Below are 20,054 nucleotides of genomic sequence, written 5' to 3'. Positions count from 1 at the left end.
ATGAAAAATATATTAGATTTAGATATAGAAGAACTTAAATCATGGATGAAAGAAAATGGTGAAAAAGAATTTAGAGCTAAACAAGTATTCTCTTGGATTTATAATGAAGTTTGGGACTTCAAAGATATGACTAACATATCTAAAGATACTTTGAAAAAATTAAAAAAAAATTTTTTTATAGGAATACCTAGAATAGTAGAAACATATAGTTCTAAAAATAGTGATACTCGCAAGCATTTATTTCTTTTACATGATGGTAATATAGTTGAAGGAGTGGTTATGCAGTATAATCATGGAAATTCTATATGCATATCAACTCAGGTAGGATGTAATATGGGTTGTAAGTTTTGTGCTTCAACCATTGGAGGAGCTGTTAGAAGTTTAAGTAGTGGAGAAATGTTAGGTCAGATTATGGTTTCACAAAAACAACTTGGGGAGAGAATCTCAAATATTGTACTTATGGGAAGTGGAGAACCGTTAGATAACTATGATAATGTTGTAAAATTTATTAGGGATGTAAATTCTCAGTATGGACTTAATATAGGACAACGTCATATAACTCTTTCTACATGTGGAATTGTGCCTAAGATAAAGATCTTAGCAAATTTAGATTTACAGATAACACTAGCAATTTCATTACATGCTCCTAATGATGAGTTGCGTGTGAAAACTATGCCTATTGCTAAGGTGTATTCTATAGCTGAGCTTATTGATAGCTGTAAATATTATATTGATAAAACAGGTCGAAGAATTACCTTTGAATATGCATTAGTAAAGGGGGTAAACGACTCTAAAGAGCAAGCTGAGCAATTAGTAAAATTAATAAGAGGTATGTTATGTCATGTAAATTTAATTCCAATAAATGAAATAGATGAAAATGATTTAAAAAAATCAAATGAGGAGCAAGTTAAGTGCTTTAGAGATATTTTAATGAAACATGGGATTGAAACTACTGTTAGAAAAGAAATGGGTTTAGACATAAATGCTGCTTGTGGTCAGCTGAGAAAAAGTTATATAGAAAAAAGGGAGTTGTAGTTTTTAATGGGGAGATTGTTAGGAATAGAAACGGATGTTGGAAATAAAAGAACTTTTAATGAAGATTCTGTTGGTTACTATGAAGAAGAAGATTTCGGTATTTTTGTAATAGCCGATGGTATGGGAGGGCATAATGCTGGTGAAGTTGCTAGTAAGATTGCTATAGATACCATTATTGAATATGTAATTAATCATAAAAAGGATAGGTCAGAAGAGGAAATTTTAAATGAGGCAATCCTAAGTGCTAATAGAAAAATATATAGAGAAAGCTTGTTAAACGAAAGTTGTAATGGAATGGGAACTACTCTTGTGGGAGCTTTTGTGAGAGGAAATAACTTAACTATGGTAAACATAGGAGATAGTAGAGGATATATTTTAAAGGATGGACAGCTTGTTAAGGTTACAAAAGATCATTCATTGGTACAAGAACTATTAGATAATGGAACAATAACTAATGAGGAAGCTAAGAATCATCCTAATAAAAATGTTATAACAAGAGCTTTAGGAACTAATCCAGTAGTGACGGCAGATTACTACAGTTTAGATATAAGAGGGGTTTCTAAAATTCTTCTTTGTAGTGATGGACTTACTAATGAAGTAAGTGAGGAGGATATTTTTAGAGTTTTACAAGGTTATAATGGCAATCAATGTATGGAACTAATAAACATGAGTAAGAAAAATGGTGGAAGAGATAATATTTCTATCATCATTTTTAAAGGAGAGTGGGAGTGCAGATGATAGGAACTATGTTAGGAAATAGATATGAACTCATAGAAAAGATTGGCGAAGGGGGTATGGCAGTAGTATATAAGGCTAAATGTAGAATTTTAAATAGATTTGTAGCAATAAAAATACTAAAGCCAGAGTACTCTAATAATAGTGAATTTATGGAGAAATTTAGAAGAGAAGCTTTAGCTACAGCAACCTTTTCCCATAGTAATATAGTTAATATTTATGATGTGGGTTCAGAAGAAAATATTAATTATATTGTAATGGAATTAGTGAATGGAAAAACTTTAAAAGAATACATAAGAGAAAATGCACCTCTTTCTATGGACTCAACTTTAAAGATTTCAATACAAATTGCGAAAGCTTTAGAATGCGCTCATAAAAATAAAATTATCCATAGAGATATAAAACCTCACAATATATTAATAAATGAAGAAGGTGTAATTAAGGTTACAGATTTTGGAATAGCGAAAGCTACTTCATCTGATACAATAACTCATACTAATAAAGTTATTGGTTCTGCACATTACTTCTCTCCTGAGCAAGCCAAAGGAAAGATAGTTGATAATAGAACAGATATCTATTCTTTTGGAATTGTGATATATGAAATGCTAACAGGAAGAGTTCCATTTGATGGAGAAAGTGCTGTAGCGGTTGCACTTAAACATATACAAGATACTATTGTGCCTCCTAAGGTTTTAGTTCCTGAAGTACCAGATAGTCTAAATAATTTGGTAATTAAGGCTACCCAGAAGGAAGTTATAAAAAGATATAATAATGTAACAGATATGTTAATAGATTTAATGAGAATAGAGAATAATAATAAGTATATAGTAACACCATCAAATATGGATAATGATTATACTACAGTAATGGATGCAACCCAAATTCAAAATACTATGTATGCCAGCAACCTTGGAAAGAAATTAACCAATAAGGATATGGATGATGAGGAAGAAGAGGAAGAAGACGAGGATTATGAAGATTATGATGGCGAAAAAAGAAAAACTAGCACTTGGAAAAAGGTATTAATAGTTGGAGGGGCTCTTTTATTAACTATTCTCTTAGGTGTATTTGTAGGTACTAGTATATATAATAAAGGTAACACCAATGTTAAAAAAGACGAATTAAAGGTTCCAAAGATAATTGGACTTACAGCAGATGAAGCTAAAGATGCTGTAGAAAAGTTAGGATTAACTTATGTAGTCTTAGGAGAGGAAGCTAGTGATAAGCCAGCTGGAACTATAATTGCAGTATTTCCATCAGAAGGTACTGCAGTAAAAAAAGAAAGTGAAGTTAGAGTAAGGATTAGTACAGGACCAGGAGAGATTGAGGTACCAGATGTTGTGAAACTGGGTAAAAGTGTTGCCCAAGACCATATAGTTACTCAAGGACTTAAGGTGGGAAAGATAACAGAAGACTATTCTGAAGAAATAGAAGCAGGTGCAGTAATAAGTACCAATCCAGTAGCAAAGACTAAGGTTAAAAAAGGTGATACAGTAGATATAGTTATAAGTAAAGGTTCTAAGATTAAGAAGACACAAGTACCAGATCTCATTGGATTAACACTAAAAGAAGCAGAGCAAGTATTAGCCGTAGTAAATCTAAAACTTGGACCTACTACTGCAGTAATAACTGATGATAAAAGTAGAGATGGAAAGATATTCAACCAAAGTGAACCTGCTCTCACTTCAGTACAAGAAAATGAAAAAATAAGTGTTAATTATTATCAATATAAGGATCCAAATGAAGGCAAGGTTCAAGTACCTAATTTTATTGGAAGAACCATTGAAGATGCACAAGCAACGGCTAACTCACTTGGAGTTAGAATAACTGTTACAGGAGATAGAAAAGGTCTTATAATAAGTCAAGATGTACCTGAAGGTAATAAGTTAGATAAAGGAAGTACTATAAATCTTATAGCTCAAATAAAAGCCCCTAATATAGGCGGCGATGATGACGAAGATAAAGAACCTTAACCAATGAGTTAATAATCCTTAGGTAAGTTTTAAACTTGCCTAAGGATTAGTTAAAATTTAGGAGGAATATATGCAAGGTTTAATAGTTAAAGGAATTGGTGGATTATACTATGTAGATGTTGAAGAAAAAGTTATAGAGTGTAAGGCTAGAGGAAAATTTAGGCATAAGGGTGAAACTCCTATGATTGGTGATGAGGTAATCATAGAAGAAGAAAATGGGAAGGGTGTTATAACGGAAATATTAAAGAGAAAAAACCAACTTATAAGACCTGCCGTTGCTAATGTAACTCAAGCCTTTGTAGTAGTTACTAGTAAGAATCCAGATTTGAATTTAAGCTTATTATATAAATTTCTAGTTTTATGTGAGTATAATCATGTAGTACCTATTATTTGCTTTAATAAAATGGACATTGAAAGTGATTATAGCAAGGAAATAGGTAATATGTTAAATGAAGCTGGATATGAAATAATGTATGTACAAGGAAAACATGGTGTTGGCATAGAACAGTTAAAGGAAAAGATAAAGGGGAATATTACTGTATTTTGTGGGCCTTCTGGAGTTGGTAAATCTACTATACTGAATAAAGTTTTAGGTAGAGATGCTATGAAAATTGGTGATATTAGTGAAAAACTAAAAAGAGGAAAACATACAACTAGGCATAGTGAACTTATAAGGATAGAAGATGGATTTTTAGTTGACACACCAGGATTTTCTTCCTTGGAATTAGATTTCATAGATAAAGAAGAACTACAACATCTATTTCCAGAATTTGAAGAGTTTAAAGATGGATGTAAGTTTAATAACTGTGTTCATTATAAAGAACCAGGTTGTATAGTAAAACAAAAGGTAGAATCTGGACAAATAAATAAAAGTAGATATGAATTCTACATAAAAACATTAGAAGAAATTATTAGTAGGGGGAATAGAAAATGATAAAATTATCACCATCTATATTGTCAGCAGACTTTTCAAGGTTAGGAGAACAGGTTAAAGAAATAGAAAAATATGGAGCGGATTGGGTCCATATAGATGTTATGGACGGTATGTTTGTACCTAACATATCCTTTGGAGTGCCTGTTATAAAACCCATAAGAAATCTTACAACCTTAGTTTTCGATGTACATTTAATGATTGAAGATCCAGCTAGATACGTAAAGGATTTTGTAGATGCAGGAGCTGATATGATAACAGTTCATTATGAAGCTGATAGACATATAGACAGAACTATAAAATATATTAAAAGCTTAGGAGTTAAAGCTGGAGTAGCATTAAATCCTGGTACTCCTGTTTCTATGATAGAAAACTTAATTCCAGATTTAGATATGGTACTTATCATGTCAGTTAATCCGGGATTTGGAGGTCAAAAATATATAGAGTATTCAGTAGATAAAATATCACAGGTTAAAGAGTTAAAGGATAAATATAATAAAGAATTATATATACAAGTAGATGGTGGCATAGATGCAACCAATGTTAGTAAAGTTATAAAATGTGGAGCTAATTCTATAGTAGCGGGTTCAGCAGTATTCAAAAATAATGAAATAGAAAAAAATATAAGTAATATAAAAAGTGGGTTTTAGTATGCAAGCAGTTATAGTTGGAGGAGGAGATCCTCCAAGTAAAAAGATTTTAGATAAATATATAAATGAAAAGTCTATAATTATAGCAGCTGATGGAGGCGCTAACGTTCTTTTAAATCATGAAATACATCCAAATTATTTGTTAGGGGATTTTGACTCTATTGATGAAAAAACGTATATAGAAATAAGTAATAGCTCTAAAACCATTAGATTTCCAAAGGAGAAGGATTATACAGATAGTCATATAGCTTTTAATAAGGCAGTGGAGTTAGGAGCTACAGAAATAATTTTTTTAGGATGTACGGGGAAGAGAATTGATCATTTCTATGCAAATTTATGTATTCTCAATGAAGGTTTAAAAAAATCAATAGATTGTCGTATAATAGATGAGTATAATGAAATCTATCTTATAGATAAACCTACAAATATCTTTGGGAAAAAAGGGGATATATTTTCTCTATTTAGTTATTTAGAAGATACCCATGATTTAACTATAGAGGGAGTCAAATATAAATTAAAGAATTTTGAACTAGCACAAGGAAACAATCTCACTGTATCTAATGAGTTTGAGGAGGAAAAAGTTAGCATAACTTTTTCTAAAGGATGTCTTATAGTAGTGAGAATTCATAAAATATAAATTTAAAATATAGGATTACAGTCATTATTACAATTGATGATTGTAATTTTTTTATTTATGTACCACTTTTTACGTCAATACATATAATGATACTAAAAAGGCTTATGGGGGAAGTAAGTATGAGGAGTAGGACAACTAAAAGGTTGGGACTTATTGTTAGTTCTGTAGGAGCAGGGATAGTATTAGCTATGCTAATTCCATTTTGGGGGTGGATGGTAGCCATAGGTTGTGCCATTATATGTGCTGGATGGTTTATAATGAATAAGTTTTGCTAACAATTGGTTAAGGAGGTTAAAGGGTGACTATAAGAGTAATTAAACTACCTAAGTTTTTATCTAAAATAGTTAAAATTTTTGTAAGAAAAAAACATAGTTATTAATTTTGCACATAAAAAAATGCAACTATAAAGGTAGTTGCATTTTTTTTACCAATTAAACGGCACGTTGAACCTTACCAGAACGTAAGCATCTAGTACAAACGTGTACTGTCTTAGGTGAACCGTTAACTATAGCTTTAACTTTTTTTAAGTTTGGAGCCCATTTTCTTTTTGATTGACGGTGAGAGTGAGAGAATTGTACTCCTGAAACTACACCTTTATCGCATATTTCACATCTTCTTGACATATATTACACCTCCTCAAAATTTCAACATACTGCTATAAATCAAACACAAGTTATTTTAACATAATTACTATGATTGTTGCAAGTATTAAGAAAAATAAACACATACCATTTTATTATACATATTGTTATAATAAAATTCAATGATATATATAATTATATTAGTTGAATTAAATCTTAAGTTAATATAAAATGTTTATAAGGTATAATTAAGGAGGAATTGATTATGAAAGCTAATATAACAACTGAAATAGGAAATATATACTATTCTGAAGATGTAATAGCTAATATAGCAGGTGTATCAACCATGGAATGCTATGGAGTTGTTGGCATGGCTTTAAAGAATGCTAAGGATGGTTTATGGGAATTATTAAAAGCTGAAAACCTAGCAAAAGGAGTTAAAATAACTCAAAAAGAGAATGCTATAGCTATAGAACTATATATAATTGTTGAATATGGAACTAAAATTGCAGTAATCGCTAATAATATAATACAAACAGTTAGATACAATTTAGAAAATCTTACAGGTGTTAAGGTTTCTCAAGTTACTGTTAATATTCAAGGCATTAGAGTTTAAGGGGGAACATAAAGTGGCATATACACAGATTAATGGACGTGATTTTTCAAATATGATAAAAAGTGCTTCAAATGCATTAGAGAAGCAGAAAGAATATGTAAACTCCTTGAATGTATTCCCAGTACCTGATGGAGATACAGGAACAAATATGTCTTTAACCTTTAAGGCTGCAGCTAGAGAAATAGAAGGTTTAGAGAATAAGGGTATAGGAGAAGTATCTAAGAGGTTAGCTAAGGGTGCTTTAATGGGAGCTAGAGGAAATTCTGGAGTTATTCTTTCTCAGATTCTAAGAGGTATGGCAAAGGGTCTTGAAAATGCAGAGGAGGCAACTATAGAGGAAGTTAAGAATTCTTTTGTAGAAGGCTCAAATTTTGCTTATAAAGCAGTTATGAGACCAACAGAAGGAACGATTTTAACTATAATTAGAGCGGCAGGAGAAGCTGCTATCTGCAGTGAAGCTGAAAACATAGTTGAATTATTTGAAGAAGTATGTGAAGAAAGTAAAAAGATGCTTGATAAGACTCCAGAAATGTTACCACAGTTAAAACAAGCTAAGGTAGTAGATGCTGGTGGAATGGGATTATTAATAATATTAAGAGGTATGTTAGAAGTTCTAAAAAATAAAAGTGAAGTTTCTTTAATTAATGATTTAGAAGGTGAATCAGAAAATAATTATGATATTCCAGAGCTAAACATGGCTCCTGAAGATATTAAATTTGGATACTGCACAGAGTTTATCATACTTAATGAAGTAAAAGATATACCCAAATTTAAAGATTTCCTTGAATCTCAAGGTGATTCATTAGTTCTTGTAGGATTAGAGGATATAACTAAGGTTCATGTTCATACTAATGATCCAGGAGCAGTTTTATCTAAAGCAGTAACCTTTGGAGATCTTTCAAAAATTAAAATTGAAAATATGAGAGAACAACACAGATCTTTATTAGGAATAGATGAAAGTAGCAATGATGCAGTAGTGGAAGAAGTAAAAGAGGATCCTAAAGCTTATGGTTTCGTAACTGTAGCTAGAGGTAATGGAATTTCTTCAATATTTAAAGATCTTGGCGTAGATCAGGTTATTGAAGGTGGTCAGACTATGAATCCTAGCACAGAGGATATAGTTAATAGCATCAATAAAATTAATGCTGAGGTAGTATTTGTTCTTCCAAATAATAAAAATATAATAATGGCAGCTACACAAGCTGTAGATTTAATAGAAGACAAAAAGGTTATAGTAATTCCTACAAAAACTATCCCTCAAGGAATTACAGCTATAACTATGTTTAATCCAGATGGCTCTTCAGAAGAAAATGAAGCAGCTATGAATGAAACTATAGAAACAGTTACTTCTGGTTCTGTAACCTATGCGGTTAAGGATACTGAAGACAATGGTAGACATATTAAAGAGGGAGATATTCTAGGATTATTAGAAGGAAAAATAAATGAAATAGGTCAGGATGTATATGCTGTATGTAAAAAGCTTATAGAAAACATGGTAAATGAAGATAGCGAGCTTATTACTATATTCTATGGTGAAGACTGTGAAGAGGATAAGGTTAACCAGTTGGTATCAGAATTAGAAGAAGCATATCCAGACATGGATGTTCAATGTTTTAATGGTGAGCAACCATTATACTATTTTATTACATCAGTAGAATAAAAGCCTTAGGGCTTTTTTTCTATGTTAGCCATATGGAGTTGATAAGGTGAATATTTATAGTAGTGTTACAGCAATTAAAGGTGTAGGGCCTAAAATGGCTGAGAAATTGAGTAAATGTGGAATATATAGTATTTTAGATTTATTGTTATACTTTCCAAGGGATTATGAGAGTATCTTTATTGTTGAAGATTTAGATGAAGTGGATTCTAAGGGGAAGATAATTTTAGAGGTTGGAGTGGAGAGAATTTTACCTGACATAAGGACAAAAACAGGCAAAATACTTACAACCATTAGATTTATTCATAAGGGAAGATTAGTTAAGGGAATATGGTTTAATCAGCCCTATGTGAAAAGTAGTTTTAGAATTGGCAGTAGATATGTTATAAGTGGCATTATAGAGAAACAAGGTAGAGATTTTATAATTAAGAATGGAACCATAATGAGGAATACTACTACAGAGAGTACAGATATTATGGCAAGATATCCCTTAAGGGACGATATTTCTAATACTTTTTTAAATAAAATTGTTACAGAAACTTTAAACACAGTAAAAATAAAAGAAAATTTACCAAAGTCAATTTTGGATGAACATGATTTTATGTCTTTGGATAGTTCTATAAGAAATATACATAATCCTAAAAGTTTAAAGTTATTAGAAGAGGCAAGAAAAAGATTAAAGTTTCAAGAGTTATTTACATACTCTTTAAAGCTTATGGCCTTAAAAAATAGAAGTATTAATTCTAAGGGAATCTCCTTTTCCATATCGAAGGATCTGAAAGCTTTAAAGGATAAGTTGCCTTTTCAGTTAACAGATGCACAAACTAGAACTGTTAGAGAAATATTAAGAGATCAAAAGAAACCTAGTCCTATGAATAGATTAGTTCAAGGAGATGTAGGTAGTGGTAAGACTATAGTTGCTTTTATTGCCCTTTTTAATGTTATTATGAATGGATATCAAGGTGCCATGATGGCGCCTACAGAAATATTGGCAAAACAGCATTACTACGAGGCAGAAAAAGTCTTTAAGGATTTTAATATTACCATAGAGTTACTAACAGGTAGTACCACAGAAAAAAATAAAAACCTTATAAAAGAAAAGTTATTAAAGGGTGAGATAGACTTAATAATAGGTACTCATGCTTTGATAGAAGATAATGTCCAGTTTAAAAACTTAGGACTTATAATAACTGATGAACAGCATAGATTTGGTGTTGGTCAAAGAACTAGATTTGGAAATAAGCGTGAAGATATTGATGTACTTGTAATGAGTGCTACACCTATTCCAAGGACTTTATGTTTATATCTTTATGGAGATTTAGAAGTATCGATAATAGATACTTTACCACCAGGGCGAAAACCCATTGATACCTATTATTTATCTACTCAGGAAAAGGGGAGAATATATAACTTTGCTTTAGAGGAGATAAAAAAAGGAAGACAGATTTATGTAGTTTGTCCATTGGTTGAAGAAAATGAAGATATGAAATTAAGTTCTGTAACAGCATTATATGAAGAACTAAAAAAAACTTACTTTAAAAGTATGGAAATCGCCATTCTCCATGGTAAAATGAGTAATAAAGACAAAAATTTAATTATGAGTGAATTTAAAGAAGGAAACATTAAGGTGTTAATATCCACTACAGTTATTGAAGTAGGTGTAAATGTACCTAATGCAACGGTTATGATTATAGAAAATGCAGAGAGGTTTGGATTATCTCAATTGCATCAGTTAAGGGGAAGAGTTGGAAGAGGATCTCATAAATCTTATTGTGTTCTTGTAGCTAATATAAAAAGTGAAACAACTAAAAAGAGAATGGACATAATGAAAAATAGTAATGATGGTTTTTATATAGCGGAACAAGATTTAAAATTAAGAGGAAGTGGAGAAATGTTTGGACTTAGACAATCTGGTGAAAATGGATTAATTCTTAGTGATTTATCAGAGGATTTTCAACTATTTAAAATAGCAAATCAGGAAGCTAAGAAATTTATTAATAACAAGGATGAAGAAAACAAAAGAATACTTAAAGAAATAATGATTAACTTAGAGAAAAGCACTAGTTATATTTGCTTTAACTAAGGTCAAAGGAGATAAAAATGAGAGTAATTGCAGGAAAAGCTAAAGGAAGAAAGTTACTATCACCAGAGGGGATGGGCACTAGACCTACTCTAGATAGAGTTAAAGAATCAATTTTCAGCATAATACAAAATAAAGTAAGAGGCAGTATAGTTTTAGATCAATTTTCTGGTACAGGAAGCCTAGGTCTAGAGGCTGCAAGTAGAGGAGCTAAAGAGTGTCATTTAATAGACATGGGAGACGTAACTTATAAATATTTAAAAGAAAATATTAAAAATTTAAAATTTGAAGATTTCTGTACATCTTATAAAGGTGATTCATACAAATACTTAGAGGAGTTTGGGAGAATAGGAAAGGTATTTGATTTAATATTTATAGACCCACCTTATGCAAAAGATATGATTCCACCAGCTCTAGAACTTATTAAAAAACATAATTTACTACAAAGAGATGGCTTGATTGTAACGAAAATAGATTCAGGTGAAGAAATTTGTGAAGGTTATGAAGACATTGTTTTAATAGACCAAAGAAAATACGGAAACACCACTGTATGTTTCTATGAATTTAAGGAGTAAAAAATGATTAAAGCAGTTTATCCAGGCAGTTTTGACCCAATAACAAATGGTCACTTAGATATTATAAAAAGATGTTCATACGTATTTGATCAGGTTACAGTAGCTGTATTACTAAATCCTAACAAAAGTGGATGGTTTAGCATTGAAGAAAGAATTGATCAAATTGAGAGAGTGGTTAAAGCCTTACCAAATGTAAAAGTAAAAAGTTTTACAGGTCTTTTAGTGGATTTTATGGAAGCAGAAGACAGTGATGTAATGGTTAAGGGACTTAGATCTATGTCAGACTTTGATTATGAGTTTCAAATGGCACTAATGAATAAAAAGCTTGATAAAACAAAAGAAACTATGTTTATGATGACCAACTCTAAGTACTCTTATCTTAGCTCATCAGCTATAAAGCAAGTGGCTTTATTTAAGGGACACTTGGATGGATTAATTCCAAAAGAGTTAGAAAATGAAATTAGAGAGAGAGCTAAAAGTTTTGAGGGGGAATTATAGTGAAGGTATTAGAACTATTAGATTATCTACAACAAACTATTGACATGTCACCAAAGAATTTAGTAGGTAAAGTATCTATTAATAAAAAAGAAGTCTTAAGAACTCTTAATGAAATGAGAAAATTGCTACCAGATGAATTTGAAGAAGCTAAAAATTTAATGAATCGTAAAGAAATAATTTTAGACGAAGCAAGAAGTGAAGCAGAACGTATTATTCAGGATAGTAGAAAAAGAGCACAACAAGAATATGAAAACTGTGATGTGTTAGTAGCTGCTAAAAAAGAAGCAGAAGAAATATTAGAAAGTGCTAATGAGGAAGCTAAAAAAATTAAAGGTGAAGCTAATAAGCAAGCTAAGGATTTAAAATTTGGAGTTATGAATTATGCAGACAGCACTTTAAGCAATTTACAAAAGGATATAGACATTATAGGAGAAGAGTCTTTAAAAGTTATACAAAATGAAATGGAAGAAATGCTTGTAAAATTATATAAAGAAATTTCTTCCACTACATCTAAGGTAAGAGAAAATATTAAAGAATTAGGAAATGACTAAAAACAATCTCGTAACTTTTTAAATATTACAGGGATAGAAAATATAAATATTAGTAGTACCAAAAACCCTGGTTTAGATGATAGCATAGTATTGTTTATGAAAAAAGTTTCCTGATTAACTAGAGAAAATGGTAGCTTTAAAAATAACAATGTTATCAAGGTGCATATTATTCCCTGAACAACTTTTAGAAATATATATTTTTTCATTGATACCTTATATTTGTAAACAAAGGAGTATACTTGGAAAGTTATAGATAACCCACTAAAACCTATTAAAAAGCTGCATATAAGAATTTTAATATTTAGAGTTAAGGAGCTTATAGCTACAATGTTACATCCATTTGTAATTTCTATAAATCCAAGGAAGACTCCATCAAGTAGATTGTAATTAATAATACCAGAACTACATAAAGAAATAAGGGCAGTGTGATATATTCCACTGCTTTTTATTATGTTTATAATTACAGAAAAAATAACTACAAAACTACCTATTGATAAGCAGGTTTTGGTAGCATCTTCAAGGGCATTTTTCATAGCTACCCCGAAGTTAGGGCTTTCTTTTATCTGTGTGGCAGCAACAGAAGAATTACTATATATAGTATATTTATTAGTCTTTTTAGTAGGTAATATTAACCCCATAACAATACAAGATAAAGCATTAGAAATAAGAAGGATATAACCCAAAAATGCACTATGGAGCATTGCAGTACCAACAGTACCTATAATAAACAGAGGGCTTCCATTGGTGGCTATATTTAAAAGTCTTTCAAAAGTTGGTTTATCAATAACCTTCCTTTCATAGAGTTCACAAGCATATCTGGACCCAAGAGGATATCCACAAAACAAACTAGCTAAAATAACTACACTACACTCCTTTGGTAGTCTTAAAGGGGTACATAGTATCTTACCTAAAAATTTTGAATAAATTTCTATACCCCCAAAAGAAAAAATTAAGTTAACTATGACCAAGAAGGGGAATAGTGATGGAAATACTGAGTAAAAAAACAGTTTAGCTCCATTTATAGTAAAGGCTATGCAATCTTTAGGATTTAGTATGATGTAAATAATTAAGAGGGAAAATATTGTTGTAAGCAGAAGGTTTTTTGATGAATTTCTAAATAATAAATATATTAAAAATATAATAAGCGCAATTACAATAAAAAATAATGCCTTCATTTAAATAATCCTTTTAAATTGATATACTTAAATATATTTTTTATCTTGGGAATATATGATAACAAAATATAGGTAAAATAAAATCTTCAAGGTACTTCCAAAACAATTCACTAAAAATTAATCTAATGATTTAGGTTATTTTGGTATGGTTCCTTGAAGAATTATGTTTATAATATAATCGGGCTTTGTAGATAATCTTCCATAGCACTTATGGAAGGATTTAGAATGCTATAGCCACTAGTGCATTGTAAATCTAATTTTAAGGTAGGGTTTATATACTTTGGTAGTTTTGAATATATTGGTATAGAAGAATTGTTCTTCATTGATTTTAATGCCATAGCTCCATGTTTAGTGAAGCCCAAAATACGAGCATATGGACAAGGCTCTTTACGCATTTCTAAGGTATTGTATTCATAAAAGCCTAGAAAATACTGACATAGTATTCTACTGATTCTAGTATAGGTATATCGTTTACTTTTTATCATTTCAATACAATGTTCATAATCTTTAGCGTCTTTTATGGTAGCTAATATCTTATTATGGAGACCTTCAGAAGCATCCGGAATTGATTCGAAAAAGTTATTTTTGCTAGTTATAGCCTTATACTTTATATATGGATACATCATGTAATCAAAGGGAAAATTATAATTTTTATTTTTAAGTTCTATCATATCCTCGTAAACACTAGGAGGAACATGAGATATTAATTCTTCCATTGAAGTATTTGATTTCAAGGATTTTCTAATAGCAGTAGCACTTGAGAAGATATTATTTAAATTGGTACTATTGTAATTTCCACCTTCCCTTTTTATGGTATAGGGTACAATATTACTATGAAGTTTTTTTATGCTCTTAAGGTATTCAACACCTAAAATATTATTAGAAGAATTTAGATAATCAGCTAAGTCTTTTTCATTATAGTAATTTTTCTTATTTAAATAATGAATTAAAGCTGAAGAACGAGCCTTTGGAAAAGGTAATCCTCTATCTAAATCTTCTTTCAATAAGGACTTGAATAAAGGAGGTTCTTCTACTAGTAGATCAGATACTTCTTTAAGAAAGTCTATATCACCTGCTTCACTTCCAAAGCAAATTGAATCTACTATCCCTAGACTATTAAGAAGACTTACGGAACCATAAGAAAAGAATTCCGCAGAAGATAGGCTGTATATTGCAGGGAGTTCTAAAACAATATCTACCCCATTATTTAAAGCCATTGATGTTTTTTTCCATTTATCTACTATAGAAGGAATACCTCTTTGATTAAAGTTTCCACTCATTACTGCAATAATTAAATCACTATTAGTCAATTCTTTAGTTTTATTTATATGAAAAAGGTGTCCATTGTGAAGAGGATTATATTCCACAATAATTCCTGATATTTTCATTAAAATTACCTCCTGTACTCATATAACCATAGATTATATCAAAAAAATGTTAATTATCATAGCCTAATTATTAAATTAAGTCAAAAAAATTCAATATAGAGGTTGAAAAATATATATGAAAAGGGGTATAGTAATAAGGGATATTTAGAATATTTTTACTGAAAGGGGTAAGAAAAAATGAGTTTTACACAAAAGGTATGGAAATTAGCACAACAAGAGATGAAGACAATAGTACTTCCAGAAGGTGAAGAAGAAAGAAATTTAAAGGCTTCAGAAATTATCCATAAAAATAAAATAGCTAAAGTTATATTAGTAGGTAGCCAGGATAAGATTAAGGAAAATGCTAAGAATTTCGGGGTAAATATTGAGGGAATTGAAATTGTAGATCCTGAAGTATCACCTAAGACTGCAGAGTATGCAAAAGCATTTTATGAACTTAGAAAAAATAAGGGTGTTACAGAGGAAAAAGCATTACAAACAGTTAAAGACCCAGTTTATTATGGAACAATGATGGTTAAACTAGAAGATGCCCATGGATTAGTTTCAGGAGCAGTACATAGCACAGGAGATTTATTACGTCCAGGACTTCAAATTATAAAAACAGCTCCAGGAATAAAAGTTGTTTCAAGTTTCTTCGTTATGGAACTTGAAAATTCTTCATATGGAGATAATGGTACTCTATTATTTGGAGATTGTGCAGTTAATCCTAATCCAACATCAGAAGAGCTTGCATCAATAGCTATAAGTACAGCAGAAAATGCAAAGACTCTATGTGGAATAGATCCAAAGGTTGCAATGTTATCTTTCTCAACTATGGGAAGTGCTAAACATGAAAATGTAAATAAGGTTGTTGAAGCTACAAGAATGGCAAAAGAAGCTAGACCAGATCTTGCAATAGATGGAGAATTACAATTAGATGCAGCTATAGTTGATAAAGTAGCAAGTCTTAAAGCACCAAATAGTACAGTAGCAGGAAATTCTAATGTTTTAATATTCCCAGATTTACAAGCAGGAAATATTGGATATAAATTAGTTCAAAGATTTGCAGGAGCTGAAGCTATAGGTCCAGTATGTCAAGGGTTTGCAAAACCAATAAACGACCTTTCAAGAGGATGTAGTGTAGATGATATAGTAAATGTTGTAGCAATTACAGCAGTGCAAGCGCAAAATAGCAAATAAATATTATATTGATTTAATTAAAAATATATTGTAATCTAATATAATGATATATTAATATATTACAAATGCGTCAGGAGGAAATGAGAATGAAAGTATTAGTAATAAACTGTGGAAGTTCTTCATTAAAGTACCAATTAATAAACATGGAAACAGAAGAGAGCTTAGCACAAGGATTAGTTGAAAGAATAGGAATTGAAGGTTCAATTTTAACTCAAAAGGTTCCAGGAAGAGATAAATATATAATAGAGCAACCAATGGCTGACCATAAAGATGCAATAAAATTAGTTTTAGATGCATTAGTAGATGGTAACCATGGAGTTATTTCTTCAATGGATGAAATATCAGCAGTAGGACACAGAGTTGTTCATGGTGGAGAAAAATATTCAGAATCTGTAGTAATTGATGATGCAGTTATGGAAAGTTTAGAAGAGTGTGTAAAACTTGCACCACTTCATAATCCAGCAAACATAATTGGAATTAATGCTTGCAAGAGCTTAATGCCAAACACTCCAATGGTTGCAGTATTCGATACAGCATTCCATCAAACAATGCCAAAAACTGCTTATATGTACCCACTACCATATGAGCTATACACTAAGTATGGAATAAGAAAATATGGTTTCCACGGAACATCACATAAATATGTATCAGCAGAATGTGCTAAATTAATGGGCAAAGACATAAAAGATGTTAAAATCATCACTTGTCATCTTGGAAACGGAGCTAGCTTAGCTGCTATAAAAGATGGCCATTGTGTAGATACAAGTATGGGATTCACTCCACTTGAAGGAATAGCAATGGGAACTAGATGTGGAAACATTGACCCTGCTATAGTTACATTCTTAATGAATGAAGGAAAAATGACAGCTAAAGAAGTTGATAATTTAATGAACAAACAATCAGGAGTTCTTGGATTATCAGGAGTAAGTAGTGACTTTAGAGACATAGAAGATGCTGCTAAAGAAGGAAATGAAAGAGCTATTCTTGCTTTAAATGTATATAACTACAGAGTAAGAGAAATGATTGGTGCTTATGCTGCAGCAATGGGCGGAGTAGATGCAGTTGTATTTACAGCAGGACTTGGAGAAAATGCTATAGAAACTAGAGCAGAAATTTGCAAAGGCTTAGAATTCTTAGGTATTGAAATAGATGATGCTAAGAATAATGTTAGAGGAAAATCTACAGAAGTAAGCAAAGATGGAGCTAAAGTAAAAGTATTTGTTATTCCTACAAATGAAGAGTTAGTAATAGCAAGAGATACTAAAGAACTTACTTCAAAATAGTAAAAATATTTATGTGCTTGAGTAAAAAATTAGCTTTTTATCTTAAGGAAAAAATATACATGTGTAAATTACCTTGACTTTTATCGGTATAATTTATATAATAACTTGTGTTTGAATGATATATTTAATTAACTTAAGGAGGGAAGTTGGAGCTTTACTCAAGCTATGCATTTTGCATTATATATAACTAGTCTTAGTTATATGAGGAAAAACAGGTATATTATGTTTTTTCAGAGTGTTGTTATGATTATAAACTTTAAAGATTTAAATGATAAGAACTATGAGAGAAAGAATATAGATATCGAAATTGAGAAAGATAAGTTTTACGATGGTAGTGAAATGGTAAAATACTCCAAGCCTATTAAGTTTAATGGGTTTTTGCGTCGCAAAAAGGAAGTTATAGAACTTATTGGTGACGTAGATACTGAAGTATTATTAAATTGTTCTAGATGTGCAAAAGCTTTTTCTTATGAAGTTAAGGTGCACATAGAAGAAGAAATATCAAACACTGATGATTGTGAGATTATCTCAACCAATACTGAGAATATAGATATTTATGAAATTATTGAAAACAGTATTCTCCTTGAATTACCTGTTAAAAGGTTATGTAAAGAGGATTGCAAAGGCTTATGCCAGACTTGTGGGAAAGATTTAAATTTAGGACAATGTTCTTGTACTGATTTTTATGTAGACCCTAGACTTGAAAAGCTATCACAAATGTTTTCTAACCATAAGGAGGTGTAATAATGGGAAATCCAGCTAGAAAATTTTCAAAAGCAAGAAGAGATTCAAGAAGAGCTCAAACTTTTAAACTTGGTTTACCAGGAATAGTAGAGTGTCCTCAATGCCACGAAATGAAGCTTGCTCACAGAGTTTGTAAGAACTGTGGTTACTACAAGAATAGAGAAGTTGTTTCAACTGAGGAATAAGAAGAAAGTCGATAGACTTTCTTTTTATTTTTATGTGGAAATTTAAATGAAAAAAATATATAATGTATTTAAATATTTTAAAATTATGAAAGGAGTTACTATGAAGGTTGTAGTTGATGGAATGGGTGGAGATAATTCACCTGAAGCTATAGTAGAAGGTTGTGTTCTTGCACAAAAAGAATATGATATAGATATAATAATTACAGGTCAAGAAGATCTTATAAAAAAAGAATTAGAAAAATATGAATATACCAAAGGAAGAATAACTATTTTAAATACTACTGAAATTATTTCAACTAATGAAGCACCAGTAAAAGCTCTAAAGACTAAGAAGGATTCATCTCTTGTTAAAGCTTTAGAATTAGTTAAGAATAAGGAAGCAGATGCCATTGTATCTGCTGGAAGTACAGGAGCCTTCTTAGCGGGCTGTACTCTTATTGTAAAGAGGATTAAAGGGATAAGCAGACCAGCACTAGCACCAGTTATGCCAGGTAAAAATGGTCCATTTATGATAATAGATGTAGGAGCTAATGCAGATTGTAAACCCCATTATTTAACTCAGTTTGCTCAAATGGGTAAGGTATACTTTGAAAGTGTATTATCTGTTGAAAATCCTACTGTAGGTCTTATAAATATAGGATCAGAGGAAGAAAAGGGAAATGAATTAACCAAGGAAGCTTATCAACTTTTAAAACAAGAGAATTTAAATTTTATAGGAAATGTAGAGCCGAGAGAAATTCCTAAAGGAGAGGTAAATGTCCTTGTATGTGATGGTTTTGTAGGGAATACCGTATTAAAGATGTATGAAGGCGTTGCAGAAACCATTCTAAGTGAGCTTAAAAATGAAATAATGAGTTCCGCAACAACAAAAATAGGTGGACTATTATTAAAGCCTGTATTTAAGAGATTTAAAAAGCACTATGACTATAAAGAATACGGTGGAGCTGCATTTTTAGGGGTTGATGGTATTTGCATAAAAGCTCATGGAAGCTCCGATGCCAAGGCTTTAAAAAATGCAATTAAACTTTCTAAAACCTATTATGATACAAAAGTATTAGATAAAGTTAAAGATGCTTTTAAAGAAGAAAAATAAAAAAATTAAAATAAGTGAATAAAATTTTGTAGGTTTAGTATATTATAATATAGTATTTGAAAATAAACAGTTGATTATTATCCAATATGCTATTATATTAAATAGTGATATTATATTGAATTTTTAGGAGGTATATAAAATGTTTGAAAAGATAAGAGCAAAAATCGCGGAGCAACTAAGCATAGATGAAAATGATATAACTATGGACTCTGGATTTGTTGATGATTTAGGAGCAGACTCATTGGACTTAGTTGAGTTAATTATGGCCCTTGAAGAGGAATTTGACATGGAAATCCCTGATGAAGATGCAGAAAAAATAACTAGTGTTGGAGATGTAGTTGACTACATAAAAGCACGAGTAGAAGAATAATATCAGCAGGTTCCGTAGAAATGCGGAACCTTATTTTTAGATTTATTCTTGAATTTATCCACTTGAGTTTATTTACTTGAATAATAATATTAAGTTAGTAGGTTATTTAGATAAATTG

22 protein-coding genes are annotated in these 20,054 nt (G+C 30.7%); 19 read left to right on the top strand and 3 right to left on the bottom strand.

Going from position 1 to position 20,054, the window contains the following annotated elements:
• From rlmN to B3086_RS10405, 7 genes are all read left to right on the top strand, one after another.
• Positions 1–1,035: a 23S rRNA (adenine(2503)-C(2))-methyltransferase RlmN gene (rlmN, locus tag B3086_RS10435; protein WP_346893345.1), complete on the top strand. Its 1,035-nt coding sequence runs from the start codon at positions 1–3 to the stop codon at positions 1,033–1,035.
• A 6-nt stretch (positions 1,036–1,041) separates the two neighbouring features.
• On the top strand, positions 1,042–1,773 hold the full coding sequence (locus B3086_RS10430) for a Stp1/IreP family PP2C-type Ser/Thr phosphatase (protein WP_207656761.1): 732 nt from the start codon (positions 1,042–1,044) through the stop codon (positions 1,771–1,773).
• Positions 1,770–3,743, top strand: a complete 1,974-nt coding sequence (pknB, locus tag B3086_RS10425; protein ID WP_346878962.1) for a Stk1 family PASTA domain-containing Ser/Thr kinase — start codon at positions 1,770–1,772, stop codon at positions 3,741–3,743. The genes B3086_RS10430 and pknB overlap by 4 nt, the downstream gene beginning before the upstream one ends.
• A 70-nt stretch (positions 3,744–3,813) precedes the next feature.
• Positions 3,814–4,677: a ribosome small subunit-dependent GTPase A gene (gene rsgA, locus B3086_RS10420; protein WP_346893343.1), complete on the top strand. Its 864-nt coding sequence runs from the start codon at positions 3,814–3,816 to the stop codon at positions 4,675–4,677.
• Positions 4,674–5,324, top strand: coding sequence for a ribulose-phosphate 3-epimerase (rpe, locus tag B3086_RS10415; RefSeq protein ID WP_346848343.1), 651 nt, complete (start codon positions 4,674–4,676; stop codon positions 5,322–5,324). Before rsgA ends, rpe begins: the two co-directional genes overlap by 4 nt.
• Position 5,325: 1 nt before the next feature.
• Complete coding sequence (locus B3086_RS10410; protein WP_346848344.1) at positions 5,326–5,961, top strand: thiamine diphosphokinase; 636 nt, start codon at positions 5,326–5,328, stop codon at positions 5,959–5,961.
• A 119-nt stretch (positions 5,962–6,080) separates the two neighbouring features.
• The gene (locus tag B3086_RS10405; RefSeq protein ID WP_198028577.1) at positions 6,081–6,236 is read left to right on the top strand and encodes a hypothetical protein; all 156 of its coding nucleotides are present in this window, start codon (positions 6,081–6,083) and stop codon (positions 6,234–6,236) included.
• A gap of 156 nt (positions 6,237–6,392) precedes the next feature.
• On the opposite strand, the gene rpmB is transcribed toward B3086_RS10405, so the two are convergent.
• Positions 6,393–6,584 carry a 50S ribosomal protein L28 gene (gene rpmB, locus B3086_RS10400; RefSeq protein ID WP_035132719.1) on the bottom strand — a complete coding sequence of 64 codons (192 nt, stop codon included), beginning with the start codon at positions 6,582–6,584 and terminating at the stop codon, positions 6,393–6,395.
• Positions 6,585–6,807: 223 nt separating this feature from the next.
• Here rpmB and B3086_RS10395 point away from each other — a divergent pair, with 223 nt between their 5' ends.
• From B3086_RS10395 to B3086_RS10370, 6 genes are read left to right on the top strand one after another with little or no spacing between them, the layout of a single operon-like run.
• The gene (locus tag B3086_RS10395) at positions 6,808–7,158 is read left to right on the top strand and encodes an Asp23/Gls24 family envelope stress response protein (RefSeq protein WP_147519512.1); all 351 of its coding nucleotides are present in this window, start codon (positions 6,808–6,810) and stop codon (positions 7,156–7,158) included.
• 13 nt (positions 7,159–7,171) lie between these two features.
• Entirely contained in the window at positions 7,172–8,818 is a 1,647-nt protein-coding gene (locus B3086_RS10390; protein WP_346848345.1) for a DAK2 domain-containing protein, read from the top strand.
• 46 nt (positions 8,819–8,864) lie between these two features.
• The gene (gene recG, locus B3086_RS10385) at positions 8,865–10,898 is read left to right on the top strand and encodes an ATP-dependent DNA helicase RecG (RefSeq protein WP_346880164.1); all 2,034 of its coding nucleotides are present in this window, start codon (positions 8,865–8,867) and stop codon (positions 10,896–10,898) included.
• 17 nt (positions 10,899–10,915) lie between these two features.
• Complete coding sequence (gene rsmD, locus B3086_RS10380) at positions 10,916–11,470, top strand: 16S rRNA (guanine(966)-N(2))-methyltransferase RsmD (RefSeq protein ID WP_035132725.1); 555 nt, start codon at positions 10,916–10,918, stop codon at positions 11,468–11,470.
• Between the two features lie 3 nt (positions 11,471–11,473).
• The gene (coaD, locus tag B3086_RS10375; RefSeq protein WP_035132727.1) at positions 11,474–11,968 is read left to right on the top strand and encodes a pantetheine-phosphate adenylyltransferase; all 495 of its coding nucleotides are present in this window, start codon (positions 11,474–11,476) and stop codon (positions 11,966–11,968) included.
• A complete protein-coding gene (locus B3086_RS10370) occupies positions 11,968–12,519 on the top strand; it encodes an ATP synthase F0 subunit B (RefSeq protein ID WP_035132729.1) in 552 nt (183 codons plus the stop codon). Before coaD ends, B3086_RS10370 begins: the two co-directional genes overlap by 1 nt.
• Here the strand turns inward: B3086_RS10370 and ylbJ are convergent.
• Together ylbJ and B3086_RS10360 are read right to left on the bottom strand one after the other, a co-directional pair.
• Positions 12,516–13,694 (bottom strand): sporulation integral membrane protein YlbJ, encoded by a 1,179-nt coding sequence (gene ylbJ, locus B3086_RS10365; protein ID WP_346848347.1) that lies wholly within the window; start codon positions 13,692–13,694, stop codon positions 12,516–12,518. The genes B3086_RS10370 and ylbJ overlap by 4 nt on opposite strands.
• 167 nt (positions 13,695–13,861) lie before the next feature.
• Complete coding sequence (locus B3086_RS10360) at positions 13,862–15,082, bottom strand: nucleotidyltransferase (RefSeq protein ID WP_346848348.1); 1,221 nt, start codon at positions 15,080–15,082, stop codon at positions 13,862–13,864.
• Between the two features lie 177 nt (positions 15,083–15,259).
• Between B3086_RS10360 and pta the strand changes: the two genes are divergently transcribed.
• The 6 genes from pta to acpP all read left to right on the top strand — a co-directional run bounded on the left by pta (position 15,260) and on the right by acpP (position 19,936).
• Positions 15,260–16,261, top strand: coding sequence for a phosphate acetyltransferase (pta, locus tag B3086_RS10355; RefSeq protein ID WP_346848349.1), 1,002 nt, complete (start codon positions 15,260–15,262; stop codon positions 16,259–16,261).
• Positions 16,262–16,347: 86 nt separating this feature from the next.
• Entirely contained in the window at positions 16,348–17,544 is a 1,197-nt protein-coding gene (locus tag B3086_RS10350) for an acetate/propionate family kinase (RefSeq protein WP_150843569.1), read from the top strand.
• Positions 17,545–17,787: 243 nt separating this feature from the next.
• Positions 17,788–18,288 carry a DUF177 domain-containing protein gene (locus B3086_RS10345; protein WP_346848350.1) on the top strand — a complete coding sequence of 167 codons (501 nt, stop codon included), beginning with the start codon at positions 17,788–17,790 and terminating at the stop codon, positions 18,286–18,288.
• A gap of 2 nt (positions 18,289–18,290) precedes the next feature.
• Positions 18,291–18,473 (top strand): 50S ribosomal protein L32, encoded by a 183-nt coding sequence (gene rpmF / locus B3086_RS10340; RefSeq protein WP_035132741.1) that lies wholly within the window; start codon positions 18,291–18,293, stop codon positions 18,471–18,473.
• 100 nt (positions 18,474–18,573) lie between these two features.
• Entirely contained in the window at positions 18,574–19,566 is a 993-nt protein-coding gene (gene plsX / locus B3086_RS10335) for a phosphate acyltransferase PlsX (protein ID WP_346848506.1), read from the top strand.
• Positions 19,567–19,705: 139 nt separating this feature from the next.
• Positions 19,706–19,936 (top strand): acyl carrier protein, encoded by a 231-nt coding sequence (gene acpP / locus B3086_RS10330; RefSeq protein WP_035132743.1) that lies wholly within the window; start codon positions 19,706–19,708, stop codon positions 19,934–19,936.
• The last annotated feature ends 118 nt before the right edge of the window (positions 19,937–20,054 follow it).

The sequence above is a fragment of the Clostridium sp. UBA871 genome, assembly GCF_002295255.1.
Taxonomy (GTDB): Bacteria; Bacillota; Clostridia; order Clostridiales; family Clostridiaceae; genus Clostridium_J; species Clostridium_J sulfidigenes.
This window is presented reverse-complemented; position numbering and strand designations above follow the sequence as displayed.

What these genes read in the sequence shown, in the direction of transcription:
- rlmN (WP_346893345.1), top strand. Translation starts at nt 1, where the DNA reads ATGAAAAATATATTAGATTTAGATATAGAAGAACTTAAATCATGGATG.
- B3086_RS10430 (WP_207656761.1), top strand. Translation starts at nt 1,042, where the DNA reads ATGGGGAGATTGTTAGGAATAGAAACGGATGTTGGAAATAAAAGAACT.
- pknB (WP_346878962.1), top strand. Translation starts at nt 1,770, where the DNA reads ATGATAGGAACTATGTTAGGAAATAGATATGAACTCATAGAAAAGATT.
- rsgA (WP_346893343.1), top strand. Translation starts at nt 3,814, where the DNA reads ATGCAAGGTTTAATAGTTAAAGGAATTGGTGGATTATACTATGTAGAT.
- rpe (WP_346848343.1), top strand. Translation starts at nt 4,674, where the DNA reads ATGATAAAATTATCACCATCTATATTGTCAGCAGACTTTTCAAGGTTA.
- B3086_RS10410 (WP_346848344.1), top strand. Translation starts at nt 5,326, where the DNA reads ATGCAAGCAGTTATAGTTGGAGGAGGAGATCCTCCAAGTAAAAAGATT.
- B3086_RS10405 (WP_198028577.1), top strand. Translation starts at nt 6,081, where the DNA reads ATGAGGAGTAGGACAACTAAAAGGTTGGGACTTATTGTTAGTTCTGTA.
- rpmB (WP_035132719.1), bottom strand. Translation starts at nt 6,584, where the DNA reads ATGTCAAGAAGATGTGAAATATGCGATAAAGGTGTAGTTTCAGGAGTA.
- B3086_RS10395 (WP_147519512.1), top strand. Translation starts at nt 6,808, where the DNA reads ATGAAAGCTAATATAACAACTGAAATAGGAAATATATACTATTCTGAA.
- rsmD (WP_035132725.1), top strand. Translation starts at nt 10,916, where the DNA reads ATGAGAGTAATTGCAGGAAAAGCTAAAGGAAGAAAGTTACTATCACCA.
- coaD (WP_035132727.1), top strand. Translation starts at nt 11,474, where the DNA reads ATGATTAAAGCAGTTTATCCAGGCAGTTTTGACCCAATAACAAATGGT.
- ylbJ (WP_346848347.1), bottom strand. Translation starts at nt 13,694, where the DNA reads ATGAAGGCATTATTTTTTATTGTAATTGCGCTTATTATATTTTTAATA.
- B3086_RS10360 (WP_346848348.1), bottom strand. Translation starts at nt 15,082, where the DNA reads ATGAAAATATCAGGAATTATTGTGGAATATAATCCTCTTCACAATGGA.
- pta (WP_346848349.1), top strand. Translation starts at nt 15,260, where the DNA reads ATGAGTTTTACACAAAAGGTATGGAAATTAGCACAACAAGAGATGAAG.
- B3086_RS10350 (WP_150843569.1), top strand. Translation starts at nt 16,348, where the DNA reads ATGAAAGTATTAGTAATAAACTGTGGAAGTTCTTCATTAAAGTACCAA.
- B3086_RS10345 (WP_346848350.1), top strand. Translation starts at nt 17,788, where the DNA reads ATGATTATAAACTTTAAAGATTTAAATGATAAGAACTATGAGAGAAAG.
- rpmF (WP_035132741.1), top strand. Translation starts at nt 18,291, where the DNA reads ATGGGAAATCCAGCTAGAAAATTTTCAAAAGCAAGAAGAGATTCAAGA.
- plsX (WP_346848506.1), top strand. Translation starts at nt 18,574, where the DNA reads ATGAAGGTTGTAGTTGATGGAATGGGTGGAGATAATTCACCTGAAGCT.
- acpP (WP_035132743.1), top strand. Translation starts at nt 19,706, where the DNA reads ATGTTTGAAAAGATAAGAGCAAAAATCGCGGAGCAACTAAGCATAGAT.